Source organism: Streptomyces sp. UF-297, assembly GCF_058245575.1.
In genome coordinates this window covers 1-20,391 of the sequence record NZ_JBSIBZ010000127.1, presented here as the reverse complement: position 1 = coordinate 20,391, position 20,391 = coordinate 1, and the positions used below count along the sequence as shown (strand labels likewise).

20 protein-coding genes are annotated in these 20,391 nt (G+C 67.5%); 10 read left to right on the top strand and 10 right to left on the bottom strand.

The window, feature by feature from the left end:
• Window positions 1-827: 827 nt before the first annotated feature.
• The 4 genes from AC4IJH_RS40400 to AC4IJH_RS40385 form a co-directional block, all read right to left on the bottom strand.
• A complete protein-coding gene (locus AC4IJH_RS40400) occupies window positions 828-1,751 on the bottom strand; it encodes a ketopantoate reductase family protein (protein ID WP_490857002.1) in 924 nt (307 codons plus the stop codon).
• A 147-nt stretch (window positions 1,752-1,898) separates the two neighbouring features.
• The gene (yczE, locus tag AC4IJH_RS40395) at window positions 1,899-2,744 is read right to left on the bottom strand and encodes a membrane protein YczE (RefSeq protein ID WP_490857001.1); all 846 of its coding nucleotides are present in this window, start codon (window positions 2,742-2,744) and stop codon (window positions 1,899-1,901) included.
• Window positions 2,745-3,065: 321 nt separating this feature from the next.
• On the bottom strand, window positions 3,066-4,346 hold the full coding sequence (locus tag AC4IJH_RS40390; RefSeq protein ID WP_490857000.1) for a pyridoxal phosphate-dependent aminotransferase: 1,281 nt from the start codon (window positions 4,344-4,346) through the stop codon (window positions 3,066-3,068).
• Between the two features lie 25 nt (window positions 4,347-4,371).
• Window positions 4,372-5,139 (bottom strand): iron-containing redox enzyme family protein, encoded by a 768-nt coding sequence (locus AC4IJH_RS40385; RefSeq protein WP_490856999.1) that lies wholly within the window; start codon window positions 5,137-5,139, stop codon window positions 4,372-4,374.
• A 1,522-nt stretch (window positions 5,140-6,661) separates the two neighbouring features.
• Between AC4IJH_RS40385 and AC4IJH_RS40380 the strand changes: the two genes are divergently transcribed.
• The gene (locus tag AC4IJH_RS40380) at window positions 6,662-7,795 is read left to right on the top strand and encodes a SpoIIE family protein phosphatase (protein WP_490856998.1); all 1,134 of its coding nucleotides are present in this window, start codon (window positions 6,662-6,664) and stop codon (window positions 7,793-7,795) included.
• 152 nt (window positions 7,796-7,947) lie between these two features.
• Here the strand turns inward: AC4IJH_RS40380 and AC4IJH_RS40375 are convergent, their stop codons facing one another.
• Both AC4IJH_RS40375 and AC4IJH_RS40370 read right to left on the bottom strand, forming a co-directional pair.
• Window positions 7,948-8,268, bottom strand: coding sequence for a hypothetical protein (locus AC4IJH_RS40375; protein ID WP_490856997.1), 321 nt, complete (start codon window positions 8,266-8,268; stop codon window positions 7,948-7,950).
• Between the two features lie 568 nt (window positions 8,269-8,836).
• Window positions 8,837-9,439: a GNAT family N-acetyltransferase gene (locus tag AC4IJH_RS40370; protein ID WP_490857005.1), complete on the bottom strand. Its 603-nt coding sequence runs from the start codon at window positions 9,437-9,439 to the stop codon at window positions 8,837-8,839.
• A 48-nt stretch (window positions 9,440-9,487) separates the two neighbouring features.
• Between AC4IJH_RS40370 and AC4IJH_RS40365 the strand changes: the two genes are divergently transcribed.
• Window positions 9,488-10,108 (top strand): TetR/AcrR family transcriptional regulator, encoded by a 621-nt coding sequence (locus AC4IJH_RS40365; protein WP_490856996.1) that lies wholly within the window; start codon window positions 9,488-9,490, stop codon window positions 10,106-10,108.
• An 81-nt stretch (window positions 10,109-10,189) separates the two neighbouring features.
• Here AC4IJH_RS40365 and AC4IJH_RS40360 read toward each other — a convergent pair whose 3' ends face one another.
• Complete coding sequence (locus tag AC4IJH_RS40360; protein ID WP_490856995.1) at window positions 10,190-10,819, bottom strand: hypothetical protein; 630 nt, start codon at window positions 10,817-10,819, stop codon at window positions 10,190-10,192.
• Between the two features lie 416 nt (window positions 10,820-11,235).
• The gene (locus AC4IJH_RS40355) at window positions 11,236-12,438 is read right to left on the bottom strand and encodes an MFS transporter (RefSeq protein ID WP_490856994.1); all 1,203 of its coding nucleotides are present in this window, start codon (window positions 12,436-12,438) and stop codon (window positions 11,236-11,238) included.
• On the opposite strand from AC4IJH_RS40355, the gene AC4IJH_RS40350 reads away from it, so the two are divergent.
• Window positions 12,416-12,823 carry a transposase family protein gene (locus tag AC4IJH_RS40350; RefSeq protein WP_490856993.1) on the top strand — a complete coding sequence of 136 codons (408 nt, stop codon included), beginning with the start codon at window positions 12,416-12,418 and terminating at the stop codon, window positions 12,821-12,823. The genes AC4IJH_RS40355 and AC4IJH_RS40350 overlap by 23 nt on opposite strands.
• A 61-nt stretch (window positions 12,824-12,884) precedes the next feature.
• On the opposite strand, the gene AC4IJH_RS40345 is transcribed toward AC4IJH_RS40350, so the two are convergent.
• On the bottom strand, window positions 12,885-14,033 hold the full coding sequence (locus AC4IJH_RS40345; RefSeq protein ID WP_490856992.1) for a DUF475 domain-containing protein: 1,149 nt from the start codon (window positions 14,031-14,033) through the stop codon (window positions 12,885-12,887).
• Window positions 14,034-14,362: 329 nt separating this feature from the next.
• Here AC4IJH_RS40345 and AC4IJH_RS40340 point away from each other — a divergent pair, with 329 nt between their 5' ends.
• On the top strand, window positions 14,363-14,605 hold the full coding sequence (locus AC4IJH_RS40340; RefSeq protein WP_490856991.1) for a helix-turn-helix domain-containing protein: 243 nt from the start codon (window positions 14,363-14,365) through the stop codon (window positions 14,603-14,605).
• Window positions 14,606-15,222: 617 nt separating this feature from the next.
• On the opposite strand, the gene AC4IJH_RS40335 is transcribed toward AC4IJH_RS40340, so the two are convergent.
• Entirely contained in the window at window positions 15,223-15,657 is a 435-nt protein-coding gene (locus AC4IJH_RS40335; RefSeq protein WP_490856990.1) for a GNAT family N-acetyltransferase, read from the bottom strand.
• Between the two features lie 152 nt (window positions 15,658-15,809).
• On the opposite strand from AC4IJH_RS40335, the gene AC4IJH_RS40330 reads away from it, so the two are divergent.
• The 6 genes from AC4IJH_RS40330 to AC4IJH_RS40305 form a co-directional block, all read left to right on the top strand.
• Window positions 15,810-15,989 carry a hypothetical protein gene (locus AC4IJH_RS40330; protein ID WP_490856989.1) on the top strand — a complete coding sequence of 60 codons (180 nt, stop codon included), beginning with the start codon at window positions 15,810-15,812 and terminating at the stop codon, window positions 15,987-15,989.
• 206 nt (window positions 15,990-16,195) lie between these two features.
• Window positions 16,196-17,476 (top strand): MFS transporter, encoded by a 1,281-nt coding sequence (locus AC4IJH_RS40325; protein ID WP_490856988.1) that lies wholly within the window; start codon window positions 16,196-16,198, stop codon window positions 17,474-17,476.
• Window positions 17,477-17,838: 362 nt separating this feature from the next.
• On the top strand, window positions 17,839-18,180 hold the full coding sequence (locus AC4IJH_RS40320) for an SDR family oxidoreductase (RefSeq protein WP_490856987.1): 342 nt from the start codon (window positions 17,839-17,841) through the stop codon (window positions 18,178-18,180).
• Window positions 18,181-18,518: 338 nt separating this feature from the next.
• Entirely contained in the window at window positions 18,519-19,391 is an 873-nt protein-coding gene (locus tag AC4IJH_RS40315) for an acyl-CoA desaturase (protein WP_490857004.1), read from the top strand.
• 15 nt (window positions 19,392-19,406) lie between these two features.
• Window positions 19,407-19,667 (top strand): hypothetical protein, encoded by a 261-nt coding sequence (locus AC4IJH_RS40310; protein WP_490856986.1) that lies wholly within the window; start codon window positions 19,407-19,409, stop codon window positions 19,665-19,667.
• 322 nt (window positions 19,668-19,989) lie between these two features.
• Window positions 19,990-20,391 (top strand): GPP34 family phosphoprotein (locus AC4IJH_RS40305; protein ID WP_490857003.1); only part of this gene is annotated, 402 nt, incomplete at its 3' end.

Below are 20,391 nucleotides of genomic sequence, written 5' to 3'. Positions count from 1 at the left end.
GCTGACCGGAACAACGAGGCGCAGCACCGTACCTCCCGCGCCGCAGCACCCGGACGGGCCGGGCGGAGAGGCGCAATTGCGGCCCGGCCCCGGTGGGCTCCCCCGCCGTTCACCGGAGCCGGGCATCCGTCCCCTGCCAGATACCGTCGGGGCCGACGCTGCGTACGCTAAGACCTCCACCACACGGGAGATTCAAGGGACTGAGACGCACGTCACTCAGTCGATCGGGCAACTTGCCCAGGCATGCGGGGATATCAGCGAAGGCCAACCGCTCCCGAATCTCACCGCAGCGCACCGCCGTTGAGTGCGGAGCGGTTGCCACCATGGCGCCCTGGGCTTCACCCAAGCCGCCGTCGCTTCCCACGGCGCGAGCGGGGTCCGATACTCTGCGGGATTCCTGCTGCTGCCCGGATCTCGTCGGCTACGCGATCGGCACGGGTGTAACGGCCGAGCCAGGTGGCGACGTTGGTCTTTTCCACGGCAAAAGAGCGGATGGTGCGGCCACCCACTGCGGTGATACGCATACCGTCGTGTACGCATACCGTCGTGGCCGACTTCAACATCGCGTTTACCTCGGTCACTTGCACCGCGGAGAGAGGCTCTTCCTTCGGCTCGTATCGCACTGGCTGGAGGGGAGCCTCGCACTGTGCGCTGCGCGAATTCCCATTGATCACAGTCAAGCACCGAGATCGGCTAGTACCAGCTCGGAGCATTCCAGGCTTTCCGCAACCGACTTGCCCTAAACCGGTGTTGGGCTCGGATGCCCCATTCGATCAGATATCCCTGTGCATTCCCTCGTCCTACGGCCACCCGGGCCGTCCAACCCTTTACGAGGGCGCTCCGAGCGCGTAAGGGGCGAGGAGGTCGGCGATGGTCTGGTTGCGGGGTGCGGGGATGCCCAGTTCGGTCGCGAGGTCGGCGACGCCGCCGCTGAGCCAGGGCAGTTCCAGGCGGTTGCCGAGTTCGAGGTCGTGGTGCATGGAGGACGTCATGTCCGGGGGCAGGGTGTCGATGAAGGCGAGCCGGTCGTCGGGGAACGTGTCCTCCAGCGCGACGCCGGACGCCCGGGCCACGGCCACGGTCTCGGCCATGACGTCACGGAGCAGTACGCGGGAGCGTGGGTTGGCCCGAATGACGCCGATGGGCTGGCGTACGGCCGTGGTGGTGGCGGACAGCCCGACGAGGAAGACGAACTTCTGCCAGATCACCTGGGCGATGTCGTCGCTGATCTCGGCCTCGATGCCGGCGGCGCGGCAGGCGGTGAGCAGTTCCTGCGCGAGGGACCGCTGGCCGGCGTGGTAGGTGCCGAAGACCATCTTCTGGAGGGTGCCGGTGTGGGTGATGACGCCGGGTTCCTCGATGCGGGCGGAGATGAAGCAGGCGCCGCCGAGCACGGACCGCTCGGGCAGGTGGCGTCGTAGCACGGTGTCCTTGTGTACGCCGTTCTGCAGGGACAGTACGGCTGTCCCCCGGTCGGTCAGCGAGGCGAGCTGGGCGGCGGCCTCTTCGGTGTCCCAGAGCTTGACCGCGAGGAGGAGCAGGTCTGTCGGGCCGAGTTCGTCGAGGCCGGCGACCGCGCATGCGGGCGGGGTACGGACGTCACCCAGCGGGCTGCGGACCAGCAGCCCGTCACGCCGTATGGCGGTGAGGTGCCGGCCGCGGGCGACGAAGGTGACCTCCGCGCCCGCAGCCGCGAGACGACTGCCGAAGTACCCGCCGACGCCGCCCGCTCCGAGCACTGCGATACGCACGGTGTGCGCTCCCTTCCTGGTTCCTGCGGGGCGGTCCTGCCGCCCGGGTGCCACCTTGCCTGTCCTGGCTGGTGCGCGGGGAAACCGATGTCCCAGCTGTGTGCGCAGCGGGGGCACGTACCACCCGTATCGCGCTCGTAAGATGTCTCACCGCCGCGAGCCGGGACCTCTGCGGCCCACCACGGCACGCCACCGCCGGATGCCGCCGGGTTTGCCTCCTCGGGACGGCACCGGTGCTGCCGCGACCTGCTCGCCGGGCCTCCTGTAGGCGAACCAGGGCAGGAAGAACTGGGTGACCGGGCCGACCAGCAGCGCGTACAGCACCGTGCCGACGCCCACGCTGCCGCCCAGCAGCCAGCCCACCGCGAGCACCGTGATCTCGATCAGGGTGCGGACGAGCCGGATGGAACGCCCGGTCACAGCGGACACGCCGGTCATCAGCCCGTCCCGGGGGCCGGGTCCGAAGCGCGCGCCGACGTAGACGGCGACGGACAGTCCGTTGAGCACGACACATCCGACGAGCAGGCCGATCCTGGCCGTGAGGCCGAGGTGGTCGGGGATGAGCCAGAGGCCGAGGTCGGAGGAGGACGCGACGACGAGGATGTTCGCGATGGTGCCCAGCGTGGGTTTCTGTTTGAGGGGGATCCAGAGCAGGAGTACGAGAACGCCGAGCAGGCCGCTGATCATGCCGAAGCTCAGGGGGGTACGGCGCTCCAGCCCCTCGTACAGCACACTCCACGGATTGACGCCCAGCGAGGTGCGGACCATGGCGGAGAGGCTGAAGCCGTACAGGGCGAGGCCGATGAGCAGTTGGGGGAAGCGCCGCAGCGGATGTTCGCCGAGAGGGACGTAGGTCAGGGGCGGCAGGGGTCGGCGTGTACGCGAGGCCACCGGACCTGCGGCGCGTTTCTCGTGACGGCGCCGGAAGGTGCGCTTGTAGCGGTCCGTGATCTCCTGCTCCATGCCCGTCGCCTCCGGGGTGTGTGCCTGCATCAAAGTCGCGTTGCCAACCGATCTGGGGGTGCCTGGGCGAGCTGGGGGCCTGGGCGAGGTGTGCCGGAGGCGGAAAGGTGGTGCGGGAGCGCCGACGGCCGCCGGGAACCGACGCGGCACCGACCGGCACGGTGATCCCGTGCCGGTCGGTGCCGAGGCCTCGGGCGGCCCCTAGTGCGTCGCGTCGCATCGTCGCCGGGACGTGGCGCTACGCGACCGTGGCGCCGACGGATCCGATGGCCCGTCAAGGTGCCGCGGTTGGCTCTTGCCCATCCGGTCGATGAGCGCGGTGCTGGGGTTTCTCATGCTGCTCGCCTCGTTTCAGGACTCCAATCGGACGAGGGCGTGTCTGATGCGTCTGCCGGCTTCGCTCAGCAGCGATGCCGTCCGGCCGCAGTTGATCCGCACGAAGTGCTTCCGGGGCTCGCCCTCCGCGAAGTGGCTGCCGCCGATCGTGGCGACCCGAGCTTCGGCCAGCAGAAACGCATCGGCGGTTCCGTAACCGAGGCGCTGGTAGGCGTTGGCGTAGCTCGACAGGTCGACGAACAGGAAGTAGCCGCCCTGGGGAGGTCTGATCTGCAATGCAGGGACTGCGTCGAGCTCTTGCAGCATGGCCTCCAGGTTGGTGCGCGCGGTTCTCGCCCTTGATGTCGCCACCTCGTCCATCTCCGGCTGCAGGGCGATGTGCGTGGCGATCTGGCCGTAGGTGGACGCGAACGAGGTGAGGTTGACCTGCGCGCGGGCTGCCGCCTCCACGATGTCCGGTGGACCGCAGAGGTAGCCGATCCGATCGCCGTGCATGCCATACGTCTTGCCCGGTCCGGTCACGGAGATGGTCCATGGCCGTAGGGAGCAGTGGCTGCCGTCGGTGAGCGGAACATCGATGGCGGCGAACGTCTTGGCGCGGGTCCCCAGGACATGGGCCTCGTAGGGGGAGTCGAACAGGACGTAGACCGGACTCTCACCGCGGGACTCGCGCCGCGCATTGTGCCGGGCGACGACTTCGGCCAGTGCCGACAGTTCCTCCGTCGAGTAGACCTTGCCCGTGGGGTTGATGCAGTCACCGAGGACGACGATCTTGGTTTGCCCCGAAAGGACATGTTCGAGATCCGGCACCGTAAGGCCGTCGTCCGCTGTGACCAGGACGGTCTTCGGGACGGCTTCGTGCAGCCGCACCATGTCCGAGTAGTGCGGCCAGTTGGGTACGGGAATCACGACCTCGTCGCCGGGATTCAGCAGTGCGTGGAAGGCCGCCGAAATCGAGCCTTTCACGCCGCCCGGCGTGATCATGATCTCGCTGTCCGGGTCGTACTTGATTCCGTGCAGGCGAGCCACGCGTGCCGCGACGGACTCCAGCAGGAACGGGAACCCTTTAACGGGTGCGAACGCATGAATCGTGCCGGATTGCGTCTGAATGAAGTCGACTACGCCTCGGTCGATCCGGGGATCGGTCGGTGTATCCAGCGCGCCGATACTGAGGTCGATGATCTGTTCGTCCTCGGCGAGTCCTTGGTTGAGTTCGGCGATCTTCGCTGCGGTTCCGTGAGTCGCCGAGCTCGGGATGCTCAGGACGGCATGGGAGATTCCACGATGTGTCAGCACGGTCGTACGAGCTGCCTCTCCCCCGTTACGCATTCAACTCGCGGACGGTCTTGTCCATCGCATTCCACATCTCCAGTTGGATTTTGAGGGTCTCTTTCGCTCCATAGGCGATCTCGGCGACATCCGCATCGGTACGGCAGTTGTTCAGGACGCACTTTTTCGCATCGGCGGCGTGACGCTCCTCGACTCCCTCCTGGCCGACGTGGACGTCGAAGTAGATCTCGACGTTGTCGACGAACTCGGACTCGGGCAGCGAGGTGTTGCTGTTGCGGAACGCCGTGCGGCAGACCTGCAGCATCCTGTCGGCGTGGGACTCCAGGGCCATGGCGACACCCAGCATGCGGTGGTAGCTGGCGCCCAGCAGCTCCAGAGTGCGCTCGCGGTACGCATGCGTCTCGGCGATGACCAGGTCGCTGTTCCGCGCGTCTTTCACGAGCAACGGCGGCAGGCCGAACTCGACTTCGCCGTGCAGGTTGTGGGCATTCTCCATCAGCACTTCGTGGCACTTGCCGGCCTCGCCGTTCCCGGTCTCCTCGTTGAGGATGTAGGAGAACAGGACGAGCGTGTCACGATCGTCGTTGGCCGCCGCCTGTGCGCACACGTGGGCGATGCCTTTGACCGTACCTTCGGTACGGTGGAAGAAGTTCGCCCGGTGGAAGTCGTAGGCCTGACTGCTCCACGGCGATCCTTCGAGGAACTTGAAGTAGCCGTTGTCGTAAACGGGGTGTCGCTCCAACTCGTCCATGAGCGAGGTGACTTGATCGTGCAGCGTAGTTGCCGTGACGGTCGTCATCTCTTACTTCACTCCCCGTACTCGCAGGTTTTCGCATCACGGTCGCCGGGATTTCCGGATCGACGCGCGATGCACTGGAGGAATTCCTTACCGGAGTTGCCGGTCGAGCGTGATCACCATCGGAAGCGGTCGTGCCGGCAGCACTGATGGTGAAATGCGAGACGTCCTCGCAGAGGCGCACCTACAGGTGAGTGCACCCCTACCACGAGACCCGCTCGCGTCCATGCCGAGACGAATCCCGGACAGGAACGTAGAGGTGCAAAGGCCCATCCCGGCACTGCAGACGGAGACCCACAGGGGTTCCGCCCTTCGCGCAAGCCGTGATGGCCAATTCGGATCGGCCGTGATCCACGGTGGCTCAGGGACCGCGATCGGGGACAGGCCACATCCGGCCATACGCTGGTTTGCACCTGTCAGTGGACAGCCGTCCAGAGCGCGGCGGCGCGAACGGACGCAAATCGCCTTCCATGCGCCGTACGACTCGACCAGGTCACGTCAGGGAAGCCCCGTCCGGATCCCGTCGACCATCCCGCCGACGCTCAACGCACTGACGCCCCGCCGCAGCCCGCCGTGTCAGCACAGCCAGTAACGCCCGCTCCCGACCGACGAGTTCAAGACTCTCCGTGCGACTGCCCCGAGGGCAGCACTGGCCACGCGCTGAACGAGTGTCGAAATCCACTCGGCGCAGGCCGCTTGCCACGCCCGGCCCCTCGGGCCAGCTCCCTGCATTTCGCATGCGTTGGCGTGTGCCCGCAGCGGTCCCCGCAGCCCGAGGAAGGCAGGCAGGCAGGGGCACCCGATCACAGGTACGGCATGGACAGGTACGGCATGGACAGCCACGCCGGTCCACCGTCCAGACGTTTCCGGCATGCCCGGTTTATTGAACCTGCCACGCTTGTGTGGCATTCCCGAACCGCATTGCCCTGCGGACGCCACGCCCCTGGGGATACCGCGCCGATGGCTGCCCGTAACGGCGCCGATGGCGCAAATTCATCGCTGCGCATGCGTGCACGGGCACAGCGTCCCGACGCCGGCAGAGGCACCTCGGCCTTGCTCGGGTACGCCGTCGTAAAGGTATGCGGGAGGTCCGGTGACGAGGATTCACATCACCCCCGTAAGCCGGTCGCCGAGCCGCGGCTGCAGCAGCACCCGGGCGACGGCGAAAACCGTCTCAGGCGTCAAGTAGGAACCCGTGCAGAGCATGATGCGGCCAACTTCCGCAAGGCCGGATGCACTGATCGGCAACACGCCCAAGGACTGCAAGGGGGGTGGCAGGGCCGTCCTGCGCACGACGCACCACGACGATGCGCCCACCTACCCCGCCAGTTCGCCGACCAGTCCGCCCGCCCTTCTGCGGGCCCGTCAAGAGCTCCACAGCTCGTGAGCACGGCGCAGAGCCAGAGCGAGCCGTCCGAACCGCGCGCCTTCCCGCCGCGGGTTCTCTCCAACCTGCCCTACTCAGAGCGTCGTTCTGGATACGCTGTGCGCTGTACGTGGCGGACCGGAAGGTGGTGCGAGGCAGGTGTCACCTCTCCTCCTGAGCTCGAAGGCCATCCTCAAGAACTACGCCGCAGCAGCAGCGTGCACCATCGCCGTCCTCACGCTCGGCGCATCGGACATGGCCTACCGGGGCTCGCACCGCGGCATCATGGTCGGCCTCGCTCTCGTACCGGCATTCGGCCTGTTGTTCCCCAAGGCAGGCGCATGTCGATGGCGATTGTTGCCCGGTGGCCTCGCATTCCTCGCAGGCATCCTCGTCAGCCTCACCGAGTGGCGCAGCCGGCCGTTCATCGTGCTGTTCACCCTCGCCGATATCGTCGCCCTGACGTGGGTCGTGAGGCATCTGTGCTCCGTTCAGGAAACGCGGAGAACACGGAGCACAACGGAAAGCCAGGTCCCTCACCCGAGGGAACACCCTGCCGAGCACGGCGTTTGGCGGATCAACGATGTGCAGGGCGAGTTCCGTCGCCTCTCCCCCACCGCCACCGGCCAGTCCGGCGTCGATTTCCACGATGTGCGCGTCGGTCCGTTCGGTACTCGTCTTCTCATGGTCGGCCTTGAGGACACTCCGTCTCTGCCGAAGGCAGCAGCTGCGGAACTGCTGACTGCCTGGCGCCTGCTGGCGGGCGAAGAGGCCAGCCTGGCAGAACTGGCCAGGAAGCTGGACTCGAATTTCAGCAAGCACAGCGCAGGCTCAGCCAAGGCACTACTGATCACCATCAGCAGCGACGGCGAAGAAGTCGACCTCGTATGCTGCGGCCGCCGGCCGCCCTACGTACTGGCCGACGGCTCGGTGGCCCCGGTGTCGATCTTTGCAGCCGTGCCCGCCATCGGACGCATCGCAGCCGCCGGCAGCGACGTACCCATCTATGTGACGCGGTTGCCCCTGTCCCCCGGCAAGCGCCTGCTCGTCTTCAACGACGCTCTGACAGGCGAAATCAACACGCAGAGCGAACTATCCGCCCTGGTCGACGAGGTGCTCGCACTCAACGACCAGACGCCAAGTGCGCTTTTGGATCTGCTCGCTGATGCGCTGCGAACACGCCTGGACGGTCCGGCGTGGGGCGATGCCGTCCTCATGCTCATCGAAAACCGCGCTGCGCACTGCACCCCCGTCGCCTGCGCGAAAGCAGAGAGCCACAACGCCACGGTGTAGCCCCCTTGTCCGGGCTCCGGAGTCGATCAACAAACCACGCCCTACTCCAGCCCCAACACCGGTTCCACGGGCGGAGGGAGCGGACTGTACAGGGCGCGCCGAGCGTTGAAATGGGCGAGGTGGAATGTGCGCCCGCCGGCGGTTCGTCCCCGTCACAGCGCTGAAAGAGAAGGGGCGTAGATGCCCTTGACTCGGTAGTTCTCCAGGTGCCGGGAGGGGACCACGATCGATACGTACCATCGCTTATTGTTCCGCCGCCGTCCCGTGACCCGCATCCGGTCGCCGCCGTCGCCCCAGATCGGCGGAGTCAGCCGGACAAGTGCGCCGGGACTGAAGTGCCGCGGCCCGGCCCGAATGTCCAGGCCGCCGTCGCCATGGCTGGTCTCCCGGGCAATGTTGGCCACCAGACACCAAGCCAACGGGCCTTCGGCCCCTGCCACTTCCAGCACCTCATCATCCCGTGCTGCCACCATGGACATCATTGTGGCCGGGGGCCGACAGCCCACGCGACGCTGTTTTCCTCCCTCTTTCCTCCCTCTGCGTCCGCAGCCGTCGCCAGAGGTACGCCCTAAAACAGCAAGGGGCGGAGCGGGTCACTGCTTTCCAGGTCTGCTCGGTCCGCGCTTTCCAGGTCTGCTCGGTCCGCCCCGATCGGCGCTTCCGGATCTGTCACGGACCAGGCCCCGACTCATCCCGCCCGCCGATGCCCGGCGGGCCTTTCGGGGCACTTGGCCCCTTGGAGGCTTGGGGAGTGGGAGGTGAAATCCAACGGCCGCGCTGCCGTCGAGTGCGGTGATGGCGGACAAGGTGCCGTTGTCGGTGGTGATGAGGCCGTGCGCGATGGCGAGACCCGAGCCTCAGGCCGCCTGGGCGTGAAGGCCGCGGTACAGCAGGCCGCCCGGGACGGTCCCTCGTGGCCAGCGCATCAGGATGGCCTGTGAGGTGCCGGCGCGCAGCTACGCCGTACGGCTCCGAGGCCGCGCGGCCTGAGATCCGGTGCCTTGCAGCGGGGCGCTGCTCGGCCCATGCTTACCCCTCTGCTTACCCGACGCGCTCAGACTGGGCCCGTCCGAACCCGCCCACGTGCGACGAGGTGGTGTGCTCAGCTCGCCATTCGGAGGCGAGGATCGCCCAGATCTGCTTGTCGTAGCGGGCGCCTTCGTAAGGCCAGGCCTGGCGCCGTACGCCCTCGAGCGTCATACCGAGCCGCTGGGCGACCGCCGAGCTGCGCTCGTTGTCGGCCCGGCAGTGCCACTCGGCGCGATGCAGCCCCCGGGAGGTCAACGCCCAGTCCAGCAGGGCGCGGCACGCCGGGGTGACCAGGCCGTGGCCCTCGGCGGCGGGTTCCAGCCAGCAGCCGATCTCGCAGGAGCCCGAGGCGGCGCTGAAGTCCGTGAACATCACGCCGCCGACCAGCACGCCGCCGAGCCGGATCCCGTAGAGGCGAGCGCCGTCCTCGGCCTGCCGCTCCGCGTACCGGCGCAGGGTGGCCCGCACTCCGTCGAGATCATCGGTGACGAAGGCCGGCCCCACCCACGGCCGGATGTGCTCGCGGGCCCGGTCCAGGTGGGCAGCGAACTCCTCTGCGTGCCATAGCTCCAACGGCTCGAGGCTGGCGCTGTCCCGCAGCGGGAGGGAGAACATGGTGACCCCATTCACATAACAAACGTTACGGCTATGTACCGTAGCAGCATGCCACGTACCAAGGGGGACCACGAAGCCCGCCGTCGCGACGTCTCCGAGGCGGTCTGGCGAGTGTTGGCCGCGCACGGCTTCGGCGGGCTGACCCTGCGCGCCGTCGCCGCCGAACTCGGCGCCACCACCGGCCTGCTCACCCACTACTTCCCCGCCAAACGCGACCTGGTCGCCCACGCCCTCGACCTGCTCGAACAGCACAGCGCCGCCCGCCCCCGGCGCCCCGCCGGGACGGGCCTGGCCGCCGTGCGAGCCGCCATGCTCGACATACTGCCGCTGACCGCCCGGGCCACCGACGCCAACCGCATCTGGGTCTCCTCCTGGGACGTCGCACTCGCCGACCCCGCCCTGAGCGGCGACCACGCCCGCCGGTACGCCCAAAGCCGCGACAAGCTACGCGACCTGGTCGCCGCCGCTCAGCAACTCGGCGAACTCCCCGCCGGCGACCCGGCACGCATCGCAGCCGGTGCCCAGTCCTTCGTCCTCGGACTGGTGGTACAGGCCCTCTTCGACCCCACGGCCTTCCCACCCGACCGCCAGGTGGACCTCCTCGACGACTACCTGGCGTCGCTCGCCTCCCCTGCCCAGCCGCGCGACGAGGGCACGGCCCCGTCCTGACCCCTACGCGCTCCGCACGAGCCGCCCGGCACTCGCGACGCCGCTCACCTGCTTCTGTTCACGCCCTGACGGCCGATACCCTCAGCGTTTCGGAATGACCCACTCGGCAGTCGGCCGGATGTCGAAACCGGTGCTCGGCTCGTACACGACTCGTTGCGGGCGCTTCTTCCCGGGGACGGGGTAGACAATCTTTCCCCGCGTGCACGTCCCTGCCTGCACCGCCGTTTCACCGGGAAATTCAGGCTTGGGAAAGTCCTCGTACGTCGTCGACGACGATCGAGCGCCGGGGCCGTCGTCGTAGGCAAGAGTCCAGTCGGCATTGGTGACGGAGAGCTCTCCCCTGTCCGTACAGAATTCGACTTCCAGGGCACCCCACACGAAGCCTTTCGCCCCGGCCTCCTGCGCAGCCGAGCCAGCGCTGCTGATGGGTTGTTGATAGCCGATGACCGAGATTCTGCCGGACATCGTGTCGTCTTTGGACGTCCACTTCCATTCGGCTCCGAGCGGCAGCAACGGGGACCCGGTCCGGGCCTCAAGTGCGCTTGGCTCTGCGGTCGGCGCGCTCTTCGTAGTAGCGGTTCCGGACCGTCCGCCGGAGTCGGCCGACGTGGTGCTGCATGCGGTGAGCGGCGCCATGACGAGCATGGCTAAGGCAGCTGCGTTACGGGTGCGCATGGTCTCCCTTGAGGTGTAGTCGTCGGGGAGCATCATGCGGGCTGTGAACGTGGGCACGGGATGGACGTGACCAAACGGTGACGCTGTTCTCGTACCGGCAGTGCGATGGGCACGGCTGCCTGAACAGGTTGGAGTAGCGCATAAGGAACTGCCCCACTTCTACTGCACGTTGGACCGATGTCAAGAAGACGCTGCACGCCTGCACGCGCACGACCTCAGCGGGCGCTTCCCCTCCGCATACCAACACCGCTATGGGCAGCGGCAGATGGCCATGCCGCGGCCCGCCTCTCTCCCCCCGACCGGCGCACCATAATGTTCTACGACATGGCACAGAAAACGGCGCCGATTCTCCAGCGCCACCCGCGCGGTGTCGCCTCACACCCACCCAGCAGGCCAACTCGCCGTAGTACCGGGCGATGGGTATCCAGTCGAGTGGAACGTCTCAGCCTGCTTCAGCTCTCGGCATGCGCGCGTACCGGCACGTAAGTCTGTGGCAGGTCGCGTTCGCGGCACATCGGGCTCAGGGCGAGGATGAGCCAGCAGGGCGCGACAAGCCCTGTCATGATCCACATGGCCGGCCGGTACCCGACCGCATCGCCGAGCACGCCGCCGAGCAGGGACCCGACCGGGATGGTGCTGTGATTGATCATCATGGCCGTCGCCACGACCCGGCCGAGCATCCGCGGCGGGCAGTAGGTCTGCCGAAAGCTGCCGACCACGACGTTGGCCACACTGATGCCCGTCCCGACGACGAAAGCGCCGGTCACGAACAGCAGCAACCCCGGGCCCGCTGTCGTCATCGGCAGAAGCAGCGCGAACGGCGCGGTGGCGACCTGCAGGAGCAGCAGCCCGCGTGCGGTGCCGAACCGCCGGCTGACCCTGGTGGCCAGCAGCGCGCCCGCGATGCCACCGAGGCTGCCGCCGGCCAGCAGTAGCCCGACCATGCCCGGGTCCAACCCGACGGTGCGTACCAGGAACACCACCTGGACCGCCTGGTATCCCGTCAGCGCCATGTTGATCACGGCACCCCACGTGACCATCGCTCGCAGATATCGGTCCCGGCCCACGAAGCGGAGCCCTTCGATGACCTGCCGTCGGAGGGGAGCGTTTTCCTCACCGGGAGCGCGGTCCGGCTCGACCACTCCGATCCGCTGCAGGCAGACCGCGGAGATCAGGAATGTCACCGCATCGGCCACGAGCCCGGCGACCGCACCGAACGCCTGGGCGAGCAGCCCCGCCACTCCCCGCCCGGCGACGCTGGTGGCGGCCTCGCTGCCCTGCAGTTGGGCATTGCCCTCCAGGAGGTTGCGGCCGTCGAGCACGATCCGGATGTACGAGTGGTAAGCGGTGTTGAAGCACACCGCCGCGGTGCCACATATCAGCGCGACAACGACCAGGTGCTGCAGACTGAGCGCGTCGAGCCACGCCGCCAGCGGGACGCTCATCAGCGCCGCGACGGACACCAGATCACACGCGATCATCAGTGGCCGCTTACGCATCCGGTCCACCCACGCGCCCACCGGCAGACCCACCAGCAGCCAGGGCAGCCACACCGCTGCGGCGATCACACCGACGGCGGTGGAGTCGGCGTCCAGCGCCACAACCGCGATCAGCGGCAGGCCCACCACGGTGATGCTGTTTCCCAATCCGCTCACGGTGTGGCGCCGGGGCGGGCTCGACGCCCTGGTTCCCTCCCCGTGCCAGTCCCAGCCGCGCGAGCCGCCGGAGGTGGTCGAGCTGGCGATGGCGCTGAAGGAGGAGCACCCCGAGCGCACGGCCGCGCAGGTCAGAAGGGTTTTCCGGGCCCAGCTGGGCTGGGCCCGGACGAGCGCACGCTACAGCGGTTGTTCCACCGCAGCCACCGGGCTGACTGCGCTCAAGGCGCCCCGGCAGACGGAGACGGTCGGCCGGTTCGAGGCCGACCGCCCCAACGAACTCTGGGTCGGTGATGCTCCGCACGGGCCGCGGACCGACGCCCGCGAAATGTATCTCTTCGCCTTCCTGGACGGCTCGTCCAGGGCGGCGGTCGGCCACCGGTGAGGTTTCGCGGAGGACACCGTCCGCACGGCGGCGGCCCTGCGGCCCGCGCTGGCGATCCGGCTCAGACGCCGGAGGAGACCTCAACCTTCTCGTCGGCCCCCGTGTCTTTTCCTTCGGCCGCCGCCAGCCTGCGGTTGCGCCGGACCGAGGAGAAGAAGGACCAGGCGATCAGCAAGACGCCGACCGAGCCCGTGATGACCTCGTGGATCTCGTACTGGATGGTGACGAGGAGGATCACGGCGAGGGCGCCGATCGCGTAGTGCGCGCCGTGCTCCAGGTAGACGTAGTCGTCCAGGGTTCCCTGACGGACCAGGTAGACCGTCAGCGACCGGACGTACATCGCGCCGATGCCGAGGCCGAGTGCCATCAGAACGATGTCGTTGGTGACGGCGAAGGCGCCGATCACGCCGTCGAAGGAGAACGAGGCGTCCAGGACCTCCAGGTAGAGGAACATGAAGAACGCGGCCTTGCCGGCCATCGCCATGCCGGTGTTCTTCTTGCCGGTGCGCCTGGCCTCTTCCTCGGCCTCGTGCTCGCGCTCCTCGTCCTCCTCGAGCTTGTTCTCGAAGAAGCTGGAGAGGCCGCCGACGATCAGATAGGTGATCAGACCGGCGACGCCGGAGATCAGTACGGTCTCGGCCTTGTTGACGTGAGTGCCGCCGTGCTGGTGGGCGTTGACGGCGAAGGTCATCGAGGTGACCAGCAGGACGATCAGCGCGAGGCAGACCGACAGCATGTCGACCTTGCCGAGCTTGGCGAGCGGACGCTCCAGCCAGCCGAGCCACTTGATGTCACGGTCCTCGAAGATGAAGTCCAGGAAGATCATCAGCAGGAACATGCCACCGAAGGCGGCGATCGCCGGATGAGCGTCGGTGACCAGCTGCTGGTACTGGTTCTTGTCGGTCATCGCCAGGTCGACGGCCTCGATGGGCCCGATATTTGCACTGATGGCCACGATGACGACAGGGAAGACCAGCCGCATGCCGAACACGGCGACGAGGATGCCGATGGTGAGGAAGATCTTCTGCCAGAAGGCATTCATCTTCTTCAGGATCCCGGCGTTGACCACGGCGTTGTCAAAGGACACCGAGATCTCGAGGATGGACAGGATCGCCACGACCCCGAAGCCGGTCCACCCCCCGTAGAACACCGCCGCGACCAGGCCGAGCGCGGTGACCGCGAACGACCAGCCGAACGTTTTCAAAAGCACTGGCTACCCAATCGTTGTGTACGGGGCTCCCCCGCGCCGTACCTGGCTTTGCGAAACATTGGCCCCGAAGTCTAGGGCCTACCCGTTGGATCATGCTGGGCGGCCCACAGGCGCTGAATCGCTGTAGCGACCCGCCGCACAAGGAGCTAGCGCTGCGTACCCGTTCGAGCGGGTAAGTGCGCTGGTAGCGGGGCGGGTACGGATGCTCGGGGCGGGTGCTGAGCGATGGTGCTGCGGGCGCGGCCTTGCCGCGATGAGGAAGAGCAGAAGATCGCGAACCGGCTGGTGCGGGCCCGGAAGGCCTCATGTGACCTGGCGGTGCGGCCCGGATGGTTCAGCTGAGCTGGTCCGGACAGTGGGTGCCGGTGATCGCGAACTCGCTGGGGTGCAGTGCCAAAACTGTGCGGCGTTGGCTGTACCGCTTCGACCGCCGCGGCATTACGGGACTTGAGGACTTGGGCGGGCAGGGGCGTACGCGCCGGGACACCGGGCGGGAACGTTCCCTGATCATCGCGCTGGTGCGGACGTTACCGCCGGGCCGACTGCGCTGGGAACCCGTCGACGAGTTGTGAGCTGTGGGCGAAGGACACGGATCATCGGGCCGTACACCAAACCGCCCCCGGTGCCACGGTCATCTGCGCCGACGAGCTCGGCCCGGTGACTCCGCGCGCCTTCCGTCCGCACCGGCCTGGTCGCCCGACGAACACCGGGCCAAGTCGAACTCGACTACGGACGCGGGCCGGAGAAGACCTGGGGCTTCGGCGGGCTGCGGGTCTGTGACGGGCACGAGGTCACGATGACCGCGTCGTCCCGCAGCGGTGTCTGGTACCAGCAGTTTCGGGAGCGAGTGGAGAAGCTCCGTCCTACCGAGGCGATCTGGATCGTCACCGAGACCACCTTTCCGCGCACCGCAACGTGTCCACTCGGGCCTGGCCGGCCGAACAGCCACACATCCGCCACGCCTTCATCCCGGTCGGCACCTGCTGACTCAACCTGCAGGACGACTGGTGGCGCCTGTTCCGCAAGGCCTCCCCGGCCGGCCGTTCCTCCTCCCCCTGACATCGCCTATGCCACCGAACTGGCTACCGCCCAGTTCAACACCTGCGCCCGTCCCTGGATCTGGGGGCGCCCAGCCCCTCCCGCTCGCGCACGATGGCGCCGCTACGTGTACGTCCTTCGAGGAACGCAGCTAGTCGATCGGGAAGCGATAGACCTTCGACTCCCGAGCCTGGAAGCCGAGACGCTCATACAGCCGGTTCGCTGCGGCACGATCCGCCCGGGAAGTGAGATCCACCGTCCGGGCACCCGCCTCCCGGGCGATCCGCAAGGCCTCCTGGGTGAGGAGTGCCGCGACTCCCTGCCCTCTCGCCGCAGTGTCGACAACCACGTCTTCAACCCGGGCCCTCAATCCGGACGGTAGAGGCAACAGCGCCAACGTCAGGGTTCCGACGATCCCCTCGGACGTCCGGCCGACGAGCACAGTGTTGGCGTCACACGACACCATCCGGTCGATCGCCTCGTAATCGAGGGGTTTGGCCGTCGAAGACAGCTGCGGCAACAACCGGCCGAAGGCGTCGACCAGTTCGTCACTGGCTTCCCGAATGATCTCCACACGGACGTCCATACCGGGAGCCTATCCACCGACAGGGACCGCAGCGCAGGAAAGCGCTGGCGCGGTGTTCGCCGGGGATCACCACCAGAGGCTTCGCATGCTTGCTACGTGCCAGAACAGTCTGCGCGGGGCCAACTCCCACCGTCAAGGACGGTATCGACCAGATGATCGAGCAACTCGACCTCACCGACGACGAACGCGGCGCCCTCGAAAGAGACCGCGAAGCGGTCGCCGTTCTCGCCGAACGCCTCGCGGTCACACCGACTCCAGACGGCCCTACCCCACACGAACTCGTCACAGCTGACAGCTTTTCCCCTCACTTTTGCCCCTCACTCAGCCAATGAGGACGATCTCTCCCGGCGCAGACGAGGAGGAACCGCATTGACTGCCACATACCGACTCTTCGAAGCCCCAGGCCACTGATGAAGCACCGAAGTTGAAGAGTTGCGGTATTCGGCGCCCGGGATACTCAGGGTACGGCGGTCGTGTCGTGGACGGTCGGCAACTCCGCACCACTGACGGTGTGTACGACCGCTGCTAGCCTGCGCCCATGATCAAGGGAAGATCGCCCGGCCGAAGCCGAATAGCTCAGATAGCGGGGGGCAACAGGTCAGAACGTGTATTGATCCTGGCCAGCTTCGTGAACCGAGTGGGCAATGGGCTCTTCAACACGGCGGCGGCGCTCTACTTCACGTTGGTCGTGGATCTACCGGCTGTGCAGGTGGGCGTCGCCCTCACTGTCGCCGGCTTGATCGGCCTCCTCGCGGGGATACCGGGAGGTCACCTGGCCGATCGACGTGGGCCGCGCACGATCATGATGCTCGCTTTGGCGGTTCAAGCAGTGGCGATGTCCGCTCTCGTGCTGGTCGAGAGCTGGGCCGGCCTTACGATCATCGCTACCATTGACCAGCTTGCCGCCGCCGCTGGCGGCGCAGCCTGGGGTGCCCTCGTGGTCCGGGTCGGTACTGACCGCCCAGCGCTGTTTAGGGCAAAGCTCCGCACTTACGTCAATTTGGGCGTCGTCCTGGGAACCGTGGGTGCCGGATTCGCGGTGACAGCGAATACTCGTACTGCCTACATCGTGCTGATTTTGGGCAATGCGGCCAGCTTTGCGCTCTGCGCCCTCCTCCTGTTTCTGCTCCCCCACTACAGGGCATTGGCGCAACCGCCACAGCAGCACCGCTGGATCGCTCTCACCGACCGTCCGTTCGTGACCTTCACAGCCCTCTACGGAGCGATGGGGCTGCAGTATCCGGTGGTGTCCCTGCTTCTGCCGATCTGGATCTCGGAGCACACAGACGCACCGCGCTGGACCGTGGCCGCGGTATCCGCGATCAATTCTGGAGTTTGCGTCCTCTTGCAGACCAGAATCGGTTCCCGCATCGAAACCCCTCGCGATGGCGGCAAAGCGTTCCGCACGGCAGGACTGCTCTTCCTCCTCAGCTGCCCGATGATGGCCCTGACCGCACACACTCCTATGTGGGCGGCCGCCGGCCTCGTGGTCGCAGCGATCTTCGTCCACAGCCTCGGGGAGATATGGGAGTCCTCGGCCGGCTTCGCCCTGGGATTCGGCCTGGCACCAGACCATGCCCAAGGCCAGTACCAAGGGCTTCTCGGCCTTGGCTTCAGCGCAGGCCAAGCGCTCGCCCCCGCCATCCTCACCACCGTCGTGCTCGGACTGGGCACGGCCGGCTGGCTGCTCCTCGGCGCGTTCTTCGCCGCTGCCGGCGCCGTCGGCCCATCGATTGAACGCTGGGGCACGCGAACCCGATCTCGGCAGGAAGCTGCGGCTGCGGAGCCCAACGGAGAACCAGACGAGGCGCGCGCATAGCCGCACCCTGTTTCCGGGCGAACGCGTTCCCCATACGGCCCGCCGACTTTGTCTGACTGCTCGTGCCCGATCTCCACGGCATCACGCCCCCGTACCCATTGAACGGCTGGGCACTCACGCAGCGCGAGCCGCCAGGTAGTCGGCCCAGCTGTCGCCGTCGATGCGGGCCTATCGGGTGACGGCGCCGCGTTGGATGCCAATGAGGTCAGCGGCCGCGGCTGGGGGCCGATACGCCTCACCCTCATCCGCCTGCAAGACCCAGCTGATAGCGCGAGCCTCGCTACGGACGGAGGCATCGACTTCCGCGTCGTACCGCAGGCCCCGAATCGCCGCAGGGGCACGGGCGATCCGTACACGAGCGCATGGTGCATGCCCTGGCCGAAGGTGCACACGACGGTGTCCTGTTCACCGACGACATCCGCTGCCCGGTGCACGTCGAGGACCTGGCGTCGGCCTTGTGGGAGATCGCCATGTCCGATCAGGCCGGGATGGTCCACCTCGGCGGAGCGGACGCCCTCAGCCGTCATGAACTCGGTGTTCTCATTGCCCGGCGCGACGGGCTCGATGCGGCCCGGCTGCCTGCGGGGCTCCGAGCCGACGTCCTCGGGCCCGGGGCACTCGACGTCCGCCTCGACAGCAGTGCCACGCAGGAGCGCGTACGTACGCGGCTGCGGGGAGGCCGAGAGTTTCTCCGGGTCAGGTAGCGGCGACAGCGGAGTGCATCGGATCGGGCCGCCAGGATTGCGATCTGAGTCAGCGGGCGGAGCGGGGAGAGGGGCCGACGGCCTGCGATCCGGGCAGGTTTGTGGGCTCTTGAGCGGGGCACTCGCCGCATCGGCGGTCATAGCGTCCGCTGTGCTGTGCATCACTGCGGCCCCAGACCTCGGCAGCCGTGCCTTGCGCGTACCGCAAGCGAGCAGTCTGAGGAGTCACCGTGACCCTGCGTACGGAATCGGCATTAGCGCCGCCCCATGCCGCGGACTACTCCGGCAAAGAGCCCTTTCCGTCCGCGCGGCTCCGCTCGCGCACGCCCGTCCGGCGCATGTATCTGGTGGCGACCTCGTTCGTCGTGGCGTTCCCGATTCTGGCGCTGGTGCTCAGCGGCTGGCTGCTGTGGGGAAGCGTCATGGGCCCTGCGGACATCGTCATCGCGGTGGTCTTCTACGTGCTGACCGGGCTGGGGGTTACAGCAGGCTTCCACCGGCTGCTCACTCACCGCAGCTTTACCGCAACTCCCGCGCTGCGGTTCGTCCTGACCGTGGCCGGCTCGATGAGTTTTCAGGGGGACGTGATCAGCTGGGTGGCCACGCACCGTCGGCACCACGCCTTCACCGACCGCCCGGGCGACCCTCATTCGCCGTTCCGGTACGGGACCAGCTGGCGCGGTCAGCTGCGCGGCCTGGCGCACGCGCACGTCGGCTGGCTGTTCGTCGACGAGCCGACGTCCGCGCAGCAGTACGCCCCTGACCTGCTGGCCGACCGCCGGATGCGGCAGCTCTCCCGCGCCTTCCCGGCGCTGTGCGTACTGAGCCTGGTGCTGCCGTTCGCGGTCGGATACGCCGTCGGCGGCACCCTGCACGCAGCGACCACCGCTCTGCTGTGGGCCGGTCTGGTACGCATCGCCCTGCTCCAGCACGTCACATGGAGCGTGAACTCGCTGTGCCACATGATCGGCGAGCGGCCGTTCCGTACCCGTCGGCACGACCGGGCGACCAACCTGTGGCCGCTCGCGCTGCTCTCGTTCGGTGAGAGCTGGCACAACCTGCACCACGCCGACCCCACGTGCGCCCGGCACGGTGTCGACCGTGGCCAGATCGATCCGACGGCAGCCTTCATCCGGATCGCCGAACGGCTCGGGTGGGCGAGCGAGGTCCGCTGGCCCACCGCCGACCGCCTGGCCAAACGCCGCCGCTGACACTCCCGTTCGGAGATGATTGTGATGCCCGTCCTGCTCGTCGTCGCCTTCGTGGTCCTCGTCGTCATCGGCTTCTTCAAGCCCATTGTGTGGCTGGCGGCGGGCCTCCTGATCTATGGCGTCAGCCGCTACTACCGCGCCAGCGGGCGGCGGTTCGGGCGCCGGGACGACGCGGAGTACTTCGAGTACCGCCGCAACCGCGCTCTGCGGGACCGTTTCGACCGCCGCTACCGCCACGACGAGCAGCACGGGCTGTGGAGCCGCTGGCGGCGGTGATCGCGTGGTACGGCGAGCGCCGGGCTTCGGTGCTCGCCCGCATGACCTGCCCGGCCCGTTCGTAAGGACCGTGTCATGGGGTACGGGGCCGACCGAGAAGGCCTCGGGACTGGTGAGGTGCCGCTCCGCCGAGACCAGGGGCCTCCCCGTCGACGGAGTACTGACTTCGGAGAGTCGGGGCGTCCTCTCGAAGTCCCGGATGCGGATGGGGTGTTGAGTATCTCGTGGAGCGTGGGACGAGGCTGGGGGCGGGCTGATCGTTGCGGGGCGCCAGGGCCGCGAGGCGCTACGGATGCGGGCGGCCGGACTGTGACACCAGCGCCTGTACCTGCTCTGCTACACCCTGGACAAAGGGAAGTTCGAGGCCGTCAATCTTCAGGGGCGTGGCCAGTTGCTGCGCGCCGGGGCGCTGGCTGAACTGGCCCTGGGCAGGCTGCTCGCCGTCGAGGGCGGGAAGGTTGCACTACGCGGCGGCAAGCCTCCGAGCGATCGCTTCCTCGCCGAGGTGTGGCGTGACGTACCCGAGGAGCCGAAGTCCTGGCTCCGGTTCGTGCGCAACAAGGCCGCCACGACCGAGGGATCCGTGCGTGACGGGCTGGCCGCCGCGGGAGTCACCGCGCTGCCGAGCAAACGCAGTTTGTCGCCGCTCACCAGGTCACCAGGTCACCAGGTCACCAGGTCACCAGGTCACCAGGTCACCAGGTCACCAGGTCACCAGGTCACC

What these genes read in the sequence shown, in the direction of transcription:
- AC4IJH_RS40340 (WP_490856991.1), top strand. Translation starts at nt 14,363, where the DNA reads ATGGTTCAGCTGAGCTGGTCCGGACAGTGGGTGCCGGTGATCGCGAAC.
- AC4IJH_RS40315 (WP_490857004.1), top strand. Translation starts at nt 18,519, where the DNA reads ATGTATCTGGTGGCGACCTCGTTCGTCGTGGCGTTCCCGATTCTGGCG.
- AC4IJH_RS40375 (WP_490856997.1), bottom strand. Translation starts at nt 8,268, where the DNA reads ATGGTGGCAGCACGGGATGATGAGGTGCTGGAAGTGGCAGGGGCCGAA.
- AC4IJH_RS40360 (WP_490856995.1), bottom strand. Translation starts at nt 10,819, where the DNA reads ATGATGCTCCCCGACGACTACACCTCAAGGGAGACCATGCGCACCCGT.
- AC4IJH_RS40365 (WP_490856996.1), top strand. Translation starts at nt 9,488, where the DNA reads ATGCCACGTACCAAGGGGGACCACGAAGCCCGCCGTCGCGACGTCTCC.
- yczE (WP_490857001.1), bottom strand. Translation starts at nt 2,744, where the DNA reads ATGCAGGCACACACCCCGGAGGCGACGGGCATGGAGCAGGAGATCACG.
- AC4IJH_RS40310 (WP_490856986.1), top strand. Translation starts at nt 19,407, where the DNA reads ATGATTGTGATGCCCGTCCTGCTCGTCGTCGCCTTCGTGGTCCTCGTC.
- AC4IJH_RS40370 (WP_490857005.1), bottom strand. Translation starts at nt 9,439, where the DNA reads ATGTTCTCCCTCCCGCTGCGGGACAGCGCCAGCCTCGAGCCGTTGGAG.
- AC4IJH_RS40320 (WP_490856987.1), top strand. Translation starts at nt 17,839, where the DNA reads ATGGTGCATGCCCTGGCCGAAGGTGCACACGACGGTGTCCTGTTCACC.
- AC4IJH_RS40330 (WP_490856989.1), top strand. Translation starts at nt 15,810, where the DNA reads ATGATCGAGCAACTCGACCTCACCGACGACGAACGCGGCGCCCTCGAA.
- AC4IJH_RS40325 (WP_490856988.1), top strand. Translation starts at nt 16,196, where the DNA reads ATGATCAAGGGAAGATCGCCCGGCCGAAGCCGAATAGCTCAGATAGCG.
- AC4IJH_RS40335 (WP_490856990.1), bottom strand. Translation starts at nt 15,657, where the DNA reads ATGGACGTCCGTGTGGAGATCATTCGGGAAGCCAGTGACGAACTGGTC.
- AC4IJH_RS40385 (WP_490856999.1), bottom strand. Translation starts at nt 5,139, where the DNA reads ATGACGACCGTCACGGCAACTACGCTGCACGATCAAGTCACCTCGCTC.
- AC4IJH_RS40350 (WP_490856993.1), top strand. Translation starts at nt 12,416, where the DNA reads ATGCTGTTTCCCAATCCGCTCACGGTGTGGCGCCGGGGCGGGCTCGAC.